Annotated in this window: 11 protein-coding genes; 1 reads left to right on the top strand and 10 read right to left on the bottom strand. The window is 44.9% G+C overall.

The genetic code is table 11. From position 1 onward, the window contains the following. Positions 1-103 precede the first annotated feature (103 nt). The 9 genes from L9P36_RS03005 to manA form a co-directional block, all read right to left on the bottom strand. Positions 104-592 carry an outer membrane lipoprotein gene (locus tag L9P36_RS03005; RefSeq protein WP_237464788.1) on the bottom strand — a complete coding sequence of 163 codons (489 nt, stop codon included), beginning with the start codon at positions 590-592 and terminating at the stop codon, positions 104-106. Between the two features lie 205 nt (positions 593-797). Next, entirely contained in the window at positions 798-2,954 is a 2,157-nt protein-coding gene (locus tag L9P36_RS03000; protein ID WP_237464786.1) for an Ig-like domain-containing protein, read from the bottom strand. A gap of 489 nt (positions 2,955-3,443) precedes the next feature. Continuing rightward, positions 3,444-4,646: an S-methyl-5-thioribose kinase gene (gene mtnK, locus L9P36_RS02995; protein WP_237464785.1), complete on the bottom strand. Its 1,203-nt coding sequence runs from the start codon at positions 4,644-4,646 to the stop codon at positions 3,444-3,446. A gap of 3 nt (positions 4,647-4,649) precedes the next feature. Further along, positions 4,650-5,702 (bottom strand): S-methyl-5-thioribose-1-phosphate isomerase, encoded by a 1,053-nt coding sequence (locus L9P36_RS02990; RefSeq protein ID WP_237464782.1) that lies wholly within the window; start codon positions 5,700-5,702, stop codon positions 4,650-4,652. 10 nt (positions 5,703-5,712) lie between these two features. Then, positions 5,713-6,999 (bottom strand): Na+/H+ antiporter NhaC family protein, encoded by a 1,287-nt coding sequence (locus L9P36_RS02985; RefSeq protein ID WP_237464780.1) that lies wholly within the window; start codon positions 6,997-6,999, stop codon positions 5,713-5,715. 10 nt (positions 7,000-7,009) lie between these two features. Then, positions 7,010-7,663 carry an L-fuculose-phosphate aldolase gene (locus tag L9P36_RS02980; protein ID WP_237464778.1) on the bottom strand — a complete coding sequence of 218 codons (654 nt, stop codon included), beginning with the start codon at positions 7,661-7,663 and terminating at the stop codon, positions 7,010-7,012. Positions 7,664-7,807: 144 nt separating this feature from the next. After that, positions 7,808-8,971 carry an iron-containing alcohol dehydrogenase gene (locus L9P36_RS02975; RefSeq protein WP_237464776.1) on the bottom strand — a complete coding sequence of 388 codons (1,164 nt, stop codon included), beginning with the start codon at positions 8,969-8,971 and terminating at the stop codon, positions 7,808-7,810. An 11-nt stretch (positions 8,972-8,982) separates the two neighbouring features. Then, positions 8,983-9,735: a DeoR/GlpR family DNA-binding transcription regulator gene (locus tag L9P36_RS02970; protein WP_237464774.1), complete on the bottom strand. Its 753-nt coding sequence runs from the start codon at positions 9,733-9,735 to the stop codon at positions 8,983-8,985. Positions 9,736-10,331: 596 nt separating this feature from the next. Beyond that, positions 10,332-11,612, bottom strand: coding sequence for a mannose-6-phosphate isomerase, class I (gene manA, locus L9P36_RS02965; RefSeq protein WP_237464772.1), 1,281 nt, complete (start codon positions 11,610-11,612; stop codon positions 10,332-10,334). Positions 11,613-11,951: 339 nt separating this feature from the next. On the opposite strand from manA, the gene L9P36_RS02960 reads away from it, so the two are divergent. Next, positions 11,952-12,824, top strand: coding sequence for an AraC family transcriptional regulator (locus L9P36_RS02960; protein ID WP_237464770.1), 873 nt, complete (start codon positions 11,952-11,954; stop codon positions 12,822-12,824). 135 nt (positions 12,825-12,959) lie between these two features. Here the strand turns inward: L9P36_RS02960 and L9P36_RS02955 are convergent, their stop codons facing one another. Beyond that, the gene (locus L9P36_RS02955) at positions 12,960-13,295 is read right to left on the bottom strand and encodes a PTS fructose transporter subunit IIB (RefSeq protein WP_237464768.1); all 336 of its coding nucleotides are present in this window, start codon (positions 13,293-13,295) and stop codon (positions 12,960-12,962) included. Positions 13,296-13,355: the final 60 nt, after the last annotated feature.

Genomic DNA, 13,355 nt, shown 5'->3' with positions numbered 1-13,355 from the left:
GTGAGTGATTTAAAAACGACAGTACACGCATACTATTTAAAAATGCCAACCTGATGGTTGGCATTTTTTATCTCACCTGCGCTGAGACAGAACGTCTCAGCCATTACCGCGGAACCACCCGCGCCGTGTTGCCGTCCACATTGACCTGCACCGCTTGGCCGACCTGAAAAATCATATTGGGGTTGGCTTCTTGCACAATGGCGATCACCTCACCGCTATCCAAACGAATGGTTAGATTCACCCCATTGCTTTCGCCCAGCGTACCTGCCGCTTTGCTACCCGCATAACCACCGAGTAAACCACCACCGATAGCAGCAATATCTGAGCCACTACCGCCACCAACTTTCGAGCCTAAAATACCGCCAATAGCCGCACCGGCAACGGTACCAATAGCGTTATTTTGATCAGATGCATCAATGGTGACAGGTTCCGCTTTAATCACAGTGCCGTAATATACCTGCTGAATGGTGCGCGTATCCGCCGCGCCATAGGCATCACCATAGGGATTGGGCGACGAGCAGCCCACTATGGTTAGCAGTGAAAATGCACCTAACGTAACGCTTAGCGCCAGTGCTCGTTTACTTTGTCTCATCACATCACCTCATCATCACAGCTTTTGATAAAAGTGTAGATAAACACAGCGCGGCCCGCTCAACCCCGGCCTCTTATCGCGCGAAAGTCTCATCCATGACTAAGTTCAAAAAAATATAAAAGCCCCAAAATATAAAAGACCAAAAAATAAAGATAAAAAAAGAAGCCCGAGGGCTTCTTTTTATGCAATGCGCTAATGATCTTAATTACTCAACCAGCGTTTCAGGTAGGGCAATGAAATTGCCTTCATCATCGAGCAGCATGAGATCGGCACCCATATTGTTACCACCGGCCTCTTGCTGACCCCAAGTGATTAGCTTGCCATCCTCACGGATCGCAGCGTATGCCCCTTCATAACTACCAACGACGTCAATGATGTCATAAAGATCTTCATCAACGATGCCACTCCAGCCGCCATAATATGGATCGCCCCAAGTCACCACTTGACCATTTTTCTTAAGCGCCGCAAAAGAGATTGAGGTTGAAGCGATTTTTTCCACACCTACGAGCTGATCCGCCACTTGACTGCTATCACCACCGTAAGCGGGATTACCCCAAGTGATCACCCGATGCTGATCATCAATGGCAGCAAATGCGGTCACTGTACTATAAACAGCTCTTAAATTGCGAAGCGACACCATGCTGCTATCACCACCAAAATATGGATGCCCCCAAGTGACTACTGAGCCATCTTTTTTCAGGGCAACATAGGCATTAGGGTTGCTATAAATCTCGGTCACTTGACGTAACTGAGGCTGTACCCAAGTGCTATTACCACCGCGGTCAGCATCGCCCCAAGTCACCACAGTGCCATCATTTTTGAGCGCCGCAAAAGAGACATTATTGGCATAAATTGCTTTGACATCGCGAAGCTGCGCCTGTACTTCGCTGCTATCGCCACCATTTTGGCTATCACCCCAAGTCACCACGGTGCCATCGTTCTTTAATGCCGCAAATGCAAATACGTTGGCGGTGATCGATTTTACCTGCGTCAGCTGATCTTTGACTTTGCTGCTATCCCCCCCATAGAGAGGATGTCCCCAAGTCACCACAGTGCCATCATTTTTCAATGCCGCAAACGCAGAGTCCCCAGCAAAAAGTTGTTTGATATTGGTCAGCTCACCAAATACAGCTGAATTATCACCACCATGAAGTTTATGACCCCAAGTGAGCACCATGCCATCAAAGGTTAAAGCCGCAAATGACCAACCATAGGGAAGTGCGACGACCTCTTTCACGTTACCATGGAGAAAATATTTACCTGTATCCCACAGGCTTCCCCAAGAGATCAGGGTGTTATCTTCACGAAGTGCTGCAAAACCAAAGGTATTGGCCTGAAGCGATTTAATATCATAAAGCTGGTCTGCTATCTCTTCGCTATACCCACCGTACATGGCAGTGCCCCAAGACATAACGCGCTTATCCGCCTTTACCGCAGAAAATGCACTTAATGTTGACGTAATCTGAATTGGGTTCACATGTACTTGTGCTGGCGCGCTATCAATGCCTGAAATACTGGCGGTCAAAGTTGCCACACCATTTTTCAGTCCAGAGATTTTATTTTGCTCAATAGCGAGCACTGTTGGGTCACTCGCTGATAACAGCACGTCATTAGAGATATCGTGCTTTGAGCCATCGGAAAATAGACCTAAGGTTCGAATCTCTTTGCTGGTATGGTTGCCAAGATGAATAATGTTGGCAGAAAGCTCAATGGTATTGAGACTCACCGCGTCAGTCACAGCCACGGTCATGGTATCTTGGTAAAGGTTGCCCAGCTCATCTAACGCAGTGAAAGTAATGCTGGTATCCCCCGCGCCGACGCCTTCAACCCCCTTATGACTCACAATGGCCACCGCATGGTCGGCTGAATCTTCACTATCGATATGCGTCACGGGCTTTCGTGTGTAATCGCTATAGATATAATCGAGGGTATAGGCTTTAGAAAAACCAGGCACCACAGTGATATGTTTTGGTGACACTTCAATCGCACGAATCACTGCTGGTTCAATTTGCATGGCAAAGCTAGCGGTGGCAGATTGATACTGCGCCCAAACAACAGCGGATCCGACCCCTGTCGCGTTCACATCACCAAGTTGCGTCACTGTCATCACACGATCATTACTTGATGACCAGTGTACAGCATCAACGGGAATCGATACGGTTTGACCATCAGGCGTTGTGCCCGTTACGGATAACTTCAGATAATCGCCTTTATTGAGCACACTGTGCGCCGCGTTGATTTGAATCGCGCTGACATTGGGCAAAGCATGACTGCCCCCATCACCACCACCTGAATTACAGCCGACTAATAGCGCCGAGGATAATAGACTAATTGCAACCATGAAAAATGATCGAATGGTCATTTAACTCTCTCTATTTGATATTTTTATTATTAAGGTTAAAAATATTAATTAACCTCACCAAGAAGCAATAAAGTTAAAATAAATGTGAAATTGAAAAATAACTTTCCATTTATTTTATAGATCAAAAGTAATCAGTAAAAATAAATAACTCAATAACAATGAGCTTCATCACAGGCCCTGTTCTGCATGCCCTGATGCGACAACACACTGACTTAATTAAAAATAAATCATGTCAATTTACTGGCGCGACCCACCTCATAATATATGCAGCTATGTTCCGTTATTGGCTCAACGACAGAATCAAATAAGCCAATAAAATAAAACCAAAAAAAAGGAGCCAATTGGCTCCAAAAGTTTCAATGAATCAGGTTTCATTGAATAAGAAGGGTGTTTTACCAACCCCCTCTTTAAAAAATAGAGATTTAAGCAATTGAAATGAAGGCCATGACGGGGGGAGTGACATGGCCTTTGTCGAAGGTTAGCTGAATATTAGCCGTTCAGTGCGCTCAATAGTGAGTGCAGATCTTGGCCTTCAACGTCACGTTGGAGAATCAAGCTAGACGCCAAATCGATCAACTTGCGCTCCACAGCGATGCGCTGGTCGTGATCAGCAATGGTTTCCAGCTCTTTCACTTTGGTATCACCAATCACGCGGCGAATGATCTCAAGGCCGGCATAGCCCTTGGCATCCGCAACGATTTGGCGGGTATACCAATCCACGAAGATTTCATTTTTCGCCACATCTTCCTGCACCATTTCAAGGTAAGATTTTTTAAACTCACGCTCAAAACCGAACAGAATCGCAGGTACCGTTGAAGCGATCCAGTTGATGAAGTTGTCTTTTGCTTCAGACTCGCTGTCCGTCACTTGGCAAACCATCGCTGGCATCACAAGGTGCGCAATCACGTTACCGATGTCATAACCAATTGGGCCATAGAATGCGAACTCAGGATCCAGCACTTTAATCCCAGTGTGGTTAATAAAAATAGAGCCAGAGTGCAAGTCACCATGAATCAAGGCTTGCGCGTTGTTCATAAAGTTATAACGCAGCTTCATCGCTTCAGAGACAAGTGCGGTATTACCGTAGATGTGCTCTTGCACATAGGCTTCGTTGCCCTTGGTCAGAATGTTGCGGCCTTTGTAGTCATTGAAAGGTTCAGTGAATACCAAGTCTTCAGAGATATCGCAAAGCTCAACGTTGGTGAACTTAGAGACGTTGGCTTTCTTCTCTGCACGATTCAAAACCAAATCCGTGGTGCCCAGCGCCGTTTTCGCAAAGTAGCTGTTGATCTGCTTGTGGAATGATGGGAACACTTTGCGCTCCATCATTTCGTAGCGGAAGTTCTTAAACTCAGACACATCTTCCATAAAGGTCACAGACATGGCTTGGTCGTATAGATACACCTCAGGGATCATCTCTGGCGCCAACTTGTGCTGAATTTGCAGCATACTCGCTTCGATTTCACTGCGCTTCACATCCAAAGGACGACCGCTTGAGCGCAAGCAAATATCCGCTTGTTTCAAAATCAGTGAGCGATTGGTCGCTGGATCAACAATCTTATAGACATAGTTGATGTTACCGTCGCTGAGCTCTTTAATCTCAAGCCCTTCGGTTTTGCCAAAGAAATTCAGTTTGGCTTCAACGTATGCAGGAATGTCTTTAATATCGAGTTTAAAGTGAGTTGAATACATGGCTTAGCTCCAGAATTTGTTACTATTTTCAGCGTATGACTTGAGATCGTATGGGCTGTAAATGCCAATATCGGTCACCACACCATTGACCAGTTTTGGTCCGGTAATATCAAAAGATGGATAGATGGATTGAACGCCTTCCTCAGTGATGCGTTGGCCCATCAGGGTCATCACTTCTGTTGGATCGCGCTGCTCAATCACCACTTGATCAATCGTGGCCAAATCCACATCTGGAATCCCTGTGACGTAGTACGGAATACCAAAGTGCTGAGCCAAAATCGCAATTTGCTGAGTGCCCACTTTGTTCACCACATGACCATCTAAGGTGATGCTATCTGCCGCTGAAGTGAACAGGTTGATACCAAGGTGCTGCATCGCGTAAGCAATCATGTTGTCCGCCAATACCGTCACCTTAATGCCTTGGTTTTGAGCAACCGTGGCTGTAAAGCGTGCGCCTTGGAAGAACGGACGGGTTTCTGCGCAGAAGAACTCAATGTTCTTTCCTTGACGTTTAGCTTCGCGAATCATGGTGCCGATGATGGTTTCACCAAAGCACTGAGTCAGGATCTTGCCGTTGTCAGGGATCAGTTTCACCAAATGCTCAGCCACGCGGCTAATGGCGCTATAACGCTTGTTCAGTGATTGAATCGCATGCTCAAAAATTGCCTGCGGTAGGTTCTCACCAGCTTGCATTGCACTGCGCGCTACCTCTAGGCAACCGTTGACCACGATGGTCATACGGTTGACTGTGGTTGGGCGAGCATGAGACAGCGCGTACGCCGCCTCTTCTAGGAACTGAATTTGAGCATCTGCAGCCAAGTCTTTGCACTGGTGTGCAGCGAGGGCCATGCCCATCGCTGCTGCAGTGTAAGGACCTGCACTTTGTGTCACCATGTCGGTGATGGCTTGTGCCACTTCGCTGTAATGAGTGCAGCGAACAAACTCTTTTTTGTATGGGTAAACGCGACGGTCGAGAATCGACACCACGCCATCTTCATACCATGCAACATTTTCATATTGCATCATGAAAGCTAAATCGTAATCTTGACGTTCCATGATTGCGTCCTTACGCCTTCTTCTTAGAGAAGTAAACGATTGAAACCATTGCCATTGCGAACATCATCATTGGATAGAATGCATATGGCATCACAGAAACTGGAGAGATTTTCGCAAGGCCTGCAACCATCAATAGCTGGCCTGCATAAGGCATCAAACCGTTCATTGAACAACCACAGATATCAAGCAGTGATGCGGTCTGAACTTTATCGATGTCATATTTTTCAGAGATATCTTTGGCGATGGTACCGGCAGTCAAAATACCGATGGTGTTGTTGGTGGTTGCCAAGGTGATCAAGCTCACCAGTGCCGCCATACCCATTTGACCACCCATCTTGCCGCTTGAACGCGCAGTGATCTTCTCAAGTAGGTAATCGATACCGCCATAGTGCTTCATCAGACCCACAAGACCAGAAACCACGATGGCGATCATGCCAAGGTTTTGCATCCAGCCCATACCGCGCTGTACTGACTCAAGTGCTGAGAGGTAATCCAAGCTGCCGTTCATAAAGCCGATGACGATGCCGCTGACCACACCTAGACCCAATACGCCCATCACGTGAACACCAGCAAGTGCAGCACCGATGATGATTGCATAAGGCAGAATGTTGATTAGCTCATACTCACCCACAACGGTTTCTGCGCCCGTACCAAATGGCAGAATCGCAAGCAGTACCACAGTACCAATCAAGGCAGGCAATACAGTGATGATGTTGTATTTGAACTTGTCTTTTAGCGTGACGCCCTGTGTACGACATGCCGCGATGGTGGTGTCTGATACGAATGAACAGTTGTCACCAAACATTGCACCACCAACCACAGTTGCCATGATCAACGCTGGGTTACCACCCACTTGCTCTGCCACGCCCACACCGATTGGCGCCAGTGCCGTGATCGCACCCATGGACGTACCCATAGAGAATGACAACACACAGCCAATGATGAAGATGCCCACAAGCACCATATTTGAAGGAATGATCGATAGACCGAAGTTCACGATAGAACTTACTGCGCCCATCTGGTCAGTCACTGAGTAGAACGCACCCGCCAACAAGAAGATCAACACCATCATGATGATGTCGCTGTCACCGGCGGCTTTACAGAAGATATTCATCTTCTCGTCAAAAGAGGTTTTTTGGCCTTTTGGTTGAATTACCAAAGCCACAACAACGGAAAGTGTAAAGGCAACGAGAAGCGGCATGCTTGAGAAGTTATCAGCATAAACACCAGTTGCTACATAAATCACAATGAAAAACAGCAGGGGCAGTAAGCCAACGAAATTGCTTTGCTTATTCATGTTAAGTTCCCTATTTCACAGTCACTTGACTATATTTTTTGAATGCTACTAACATTTCCTGAACCCCTTCATCAGAAATAATGTTGGGCTCACCAAGTAGTTTTGCTTTGTAATAAACTTCAGCAGACAATTCGATCTCTTCAGCTTTATTAAATGCGTTTGCAACATCTTTTGCGCCAGCGACTAAACCATGGTTTGCCATTAACACAACAAAACGATCACGCATTGCTTCAAATACGTTTTCTGCTAATTCTTCAGTTCCATTTAATGCATATTTCGCACAACGCACATTGGGTCCACCACAAACGGCGTTAAGGTAATATGCTGATGGAATTTCCATCCCTAGTACTGACAATGTTGAGGCGTAGATTGGGTGCGCATGAACCACTGAATCGATATCATCACGCTGCTTATAAAACACAGTGTGTAGATGGTATTCAGAAGATGGGCGATTGGTCCCGTCAACAACATTACCGTCCAAATCAATAACCACAACATCTTCAGCTGTCATGGTTTCGTAATCGATACCGCTTGGAGAAATAACCACAAGATTTTCATCACGAACGAAAATACTAATATTGCCGCCAGTACCACGGGTCAAACCGGTGGAAATCATCTTGTTACAGTATTTAACAACAAGCTCTCTTTGCTCTTTAAATTTCATAGCAAAAGCCTTAAATAAAATGAATGTTTATTAAAATCAGTTATTTTGGGTAAAAGGATCCCAAGCGAGCATTTTCTCAGCCATTTCTTAGCTACATTTCTAGCTAGAAAGATGCTCGCCGGTATCGCTTTTTGCGAAATTAAATTAAGACGCTAATTCAAGAACGCGAATAATATCCTGATGATTCAGCTGAATATAACGACCCAATGTTTCATTGCCGTTTAATGCTTGCTGGGCAATCTTGTCGAATTCATCCAATGGAATATTGGACTCAGTCAGCGAGATTGACAGGTTCATCGCTTTAAACGCTTGTTCGAAACCAGCAATCGCCGCATTGGCTTTGTCTAAATCCGAGCCCGATTTCACATCAAATAGGTTTTCCGCCAAACGCACCAAACGCTCAAGTTTATTTTTCTCAACCAGGTGCTTCATCCATGCAGGGAAGATAATCGCCATGCCGGCACCATGGGTGATGTTGTACAAACCGCTGATCTCATGCTCAATACGGTGTGAGGCCCAATCTGAGCTACGACCGGTATCAAATAGACCGTTATGGCAAATGGTCGCCGCCCACATATACTCAGACATCAGGTTGTAGTTGGTATTGTCTTGCATCAATGCAGGCGAGATATCCAACAACATCTTGAGCAAACCTTCCATCATGTAGTCATTGAGCAATGAACATTCCGTGGTGGTGAAGTAACGCTCTAGGGTATGTGAAACCGCATCAGCAATCCCTGAAGCCAGAAGTGGTTTTGGCAAACTAAAGGTCAGTTCTGGGTTCAAAATGGCAAAACGTGGGTAAAGCTGTGCGTTGTCCACGCCTTTTTTCAACTTGAGTTCGTCGTGCGTAATAATCGCACTTTCTGACATCTCAGAGCCTGAGCCACAAATGGTCAAAATCACGCCCACTGGCAATACATTTTGCGGTGTTTCTTGACCGGTAAAGAAGTCCCATACATCACCGGCATAAGGAACGCCCATGGCGATACTCTTAGCCGAGTCGATCACACTGCCGCCACCAATGGCCAAAATGAAATCAATTTTCTGTTCAACGCACAGTGCAACGCCTTCATGAACGCCCGAGAGCAGCGGGTTTGGCACAACATTGTTCAAGGTCACATAGTCGATGCCTTGATTACGGAGTGATTCAGTCACTGCATCCAGCAAGCCGTTGGTTTCAATGCGGTTACCATCGTAATGGATCAGCACTTTTTGACCGAAAGGACGAATATATTCGCCAACTTTCAAATGCTCATCTTTACCGAAATGAACTTCTGTTTTACAGGTGTACTTAAAATTATCCATGGGACGACTACCTACATAATTTTTATATTTTGATTGCAGCAGAACATCTTTTCTTGTTCAGACATCAATTTGTCTGTGAGCAAAACATCAATGCAATCTAGGTTTGAAATTTTCATCAAGCTAAATGAATCGAATTTTGTATAGTCAACGACGAGAATGGTTTGTTGTGCATTGTCCATCATTAACTTACGAATACTCGCTTCATCTTCGCTATTGTCATATAAGCCTTTTTCCAAACTGACGCTTGGGCAGCTAATAAAACATTTATGAGCAGAGAAATTGGTTAACATTTGAATGGCTAGAGTGCCCGTAAAGGCATTATTGTCGTCACAATAGGTGCCACCAATCATTACCAATTTGATATCACTTCCTTTGAGATATTCACAAAGCTGAGAAGAATTAGAAATAATCGTCACCTGGTGCTCAGTTTTCGCTATTTCTTGTGCGATATACAGTGATGTTGTACTGCAATCGAGAAAAATAACGTCGCCATTTTTAATCAGCGAAACTGCTTTTTTTGCCAGCTGACTTTTCTCCTCAACCAATAAATTTTTACGAATCGCACTGGGCACAACATGATCGCTAATATAAGAAACACCGCCGTGAATTTTGCTGATATAGGCGTTTTCTTCTTGCAGTTTGTCGATATCTCGACGAATGGTTTCCTGCGATACATTAAATTGTTCACTGAGGTCACTGACTCGCAAAGAGCCCTGTTCTTTGACCATGGATTCAATCAGTGCTTGTCGTTGTTGTGCTAGCATTCTTCTACTTATGTTTATTATCTATAGATGAATTAAACAATAAGTAGTGAAAAATAACGCGGACAAAAGTCACACAATCCAACACACCACCAGCAGAAAACAACGACGAAAGTCACAAGTGACAACAATTACCCACAAAAACGCAGAACAAACCAAATAAACCACCACATAAGAAACAAAATGCAGTACAACACTTGCGTTAACTACCTTCACTGCAAGCCCACATGGGTTCAAAACAGCGGTAACACCTTGCTCGAAAAGCAATTACGCACCATTTTTGATGAAAATATCAGCGTTTCTATCTGCTCTTATGTGAATTGATGTGAGTTTTTGTGGCGCTTTGTTGGTGTGACTGTCTGTGGTTTTCAGGTGAGAAAATGTGAGATCGTTGATTAGAACAATCAATCACGGCGTGCCTACTCAGATTGTCATGTTGATTAACATAAATAATAAAAGGAGAACCATAAAAATAGGGTGATAAAAGCAACACCATCACAATGATGTATAGACAAGCATGTAATAGTTCGACTATCGAACCGTCGAACCATTACATGGACTGGGCGTAACCACAGCACGCCCAATACCAATATCCCCTCTTATTGATTAAACACTCGCGCAATCCGTCCTGAGCTAGTCACACTGTAGTAATAGGCGTAGGCCGGAATAAAAGCAGATTCACCTTTTTGTAAAGTTAAGGTTTCGCCATTAGCATGAGTCAGTTGTACGGTGTCATCCAGAGCTAAAATAATTTCCGCACTCTGTGAATGCACCAATGTTTGCACCGCACTTTGATACACCGTAAAGCCAAAATCAGGGACTGGAATGTCATAATGCCACACCTCGCCCTCTTTGTGCGGCGTCAACAACATCGTGCGCATGGGTTTTTCTTCAAATTGCGTACAAGCCACCAACTCTGGCACATCAATAAATTTATTGGTTAATCCCGCACGCAGCACATTATCTGAATTCGCCATAATTTCTAAGCCAGTACCTTTAATATAAGCGTGAGGCGTTCGCGCATCTAAGTACATAGCTTGGCCTGGCGCAAGGGTCACCACATTAAGCAGTAGCGGCGAAAATAAACCGATATCTCCCGGATATTGCTGCGCCAACGTTAAAATCAATTCAAAGATATCGGTCTGGTTTAGCGCATCTGGTAATTGCTGGGCATTTTCCGTAAGCGACGACTCCATCAGTCGATGCTCTCGCAAAGCATGAGCTAATAATGCATCCAGTGCCGCATCTTTATCTGCGCCCTGCAGTGACAACAATGCAGAAAAGAAAGTTTGTAGCCCTGCAGAATCGCACTGCTGTTGGTAAGCTATTACTAACTTTTCGATGGCCTGACATGACGGTACTGAAAAATCAATAGCCGCAAATAGCGCTGCGATTTGCTGTAGATTGCGAAAACCATTCATCGCTTGGTAGGTAGTCAGCGCATAAACCAACTCAGGTTTATGATTGGGATCTTTATAATTGCGATGGGCAGCTTGCGGCGCGATGCCTTTCCCCTCTTCCAATGCATACCCTTTTTGCGCCTCACCTTTACTCGGGTGCACCTGCACTGAAAGTGCTTTTTCTGCCGATAATATCTTAAATAGAAATGGTAATTCACCAAAATCCTCCAGGGTTTGTGGCGATAAAATACCAGCGCTATTTTGTGCAATTAGAGCTGCAAGTGAATGCTCTTGCCCACCGATTTGAACACGAGAACAACCATTAGGGTGAGTCCCCATCCATAATTCAGCTTGTGGCTGATGTGTCGGGTTATCAATAGAAAACAGCTCGTGCATTGCAGTGGTACTACCCCAAGGGTAATTTTGAATTACATTTCGCAGCGGATAAAAGTTATGGGGATAAACATGATAATTTGGCATGGTTTGATCTCAGCAACAATATCAATACGTTTTGACTGCTTGATGCCAAGTCCGAAAGGCACATTCACACCAGCAGCAACAGCCTAAAGTGCAGTGCAACGCCATGGCGTTTTGCCTTATTATTTCTGACGCACCACACCTTCAGGCTACGTGGCTGAGAAAATTTCAATATTTGATTTTTCTACGATTGACTGGAAATTTGTGCGATCAACGCAAAAATGTGATGCGCATGATAAATCCACAACACTGTGATTTTAACGGAAGCAATTAGAGATAAAATCCCTCCATGATGACCGATTGGTGTCATGTATTTGTAGTAGATTTATTCACTTTCCAAGGATGCCTATTGTGGATCGCACCTACCTCATTGATGCCCTTGAGCATTACGCTTCACACCAAAGCACAATTGGTCAAGTGCTGCATGCCGGCCACTTGCCAACACCACCACCCATGGCTTATCAAGTACATTTCACGCGTGTCGAAATGGTACTTATTGGCGAGCTTGAAATGGAAATGGGCAGCAAAATGGGGATGGAAGAACGCCATATCATGCAGGCTGGTGATGTGCTGTATGTCCCAGCGGAAAGCTGGAACAAACCCAATTGGACACAACCCGTCGTCACCTTATCCGTTCTAGTAGGTAAGCAAAATTTCGGCATGAGCTTGCTCAGCTGGGATGGAGAGCAATTTGATGCTTCCATTAAGGAAAGTGTGGCGCGACGTGGCCCAAGAACCGGAACCTTTGTTCTTCAAGCCCTCGAAGAGATGACATGGCAAATGGGTGATCAACAAACACAGCGGTTACTCATTCGCACACTATGCAGCCATATTTTGTACCTCATCCACCACCCAGCGACCACCTACTCTAAAAGTAAAACGCTATTTGATACCGTTCGCGATTACCTTGAACACCATTATCATGAGCCACTCTCACGTGAGTCCGTTGCCGAGCACTTTTATGTGTCACCCAACTACCTGTCACAGCTATTTCAAAAAGAAAGCAAGCATAAATTTAATGAGTACTTAAACCATGTGCGCCTTGAGCGCGCCAAATTTTTACTCAAAGAATATGACATGAAAGTAAAAGAAGTGGCCCACCGTTGCGGATTTAGTGACAGTAACTATTTCTGCCGAGTTTTTCGTCAACAAACCGCTCGCACTCCCTCGCAATACCGTGTGCAATATCGCAGTAACCTAGAAGCAGAGGTATAGACAGTTATTGCTGACAAGGTATCACTTACATTGCTGAAAGACTTAAGGTTACTAAAACAAGGTTTCGAGCGTCCTTAAAAACAAAAAACCAGCATCACAGCTGGTTTTTAAATACATCTCACAGTTCTCTGGCATCTAAAGGATCATTCGTGTTTGCGGTGGGGCTTTTTTTAATTTTTCAGCCGCAACAATCGCTGCTTGCGGATCTTTTAAAAACTGAGAAATAGACAACATCAACACGCGTGATTGCGCAAAACGTGCTTCGCCCTCAATATTAATATCAGCCACAATTAACGCCACATCCGCTTCACTAATTTGGCTGTCTGTCAGGGTATTTTCACTACCCAGTGCGCCCTGCGTTTCAATGATCGCACTACAACCCATTTTCAGTGCTGTTTTTTCTAGCAGCTCAGCAGCCATATAGGTATGAGCAACACCACTTATACAAGCCGTGACTCCAACAATTTTCATATTCGTCCGTCGCTAAATACAAAGTACTCAGTGAGTATATACGCACTGAGTACTCAAATA

The sequence above is a fragment of the Vibrio stylophorae genome, from assembly GCF_921293875.1.
Taxonomy (GTDB): domain Bacteria; phylum Pseudomonadota; class Gammaproteobacteria; order Enterobacterales; family Vibrionaceae; genus Vibrio_A; species Vibrio_A stylophorae.
This window is presented reverse-complemented; position numbering and strand designations above follow the sequence as displayed.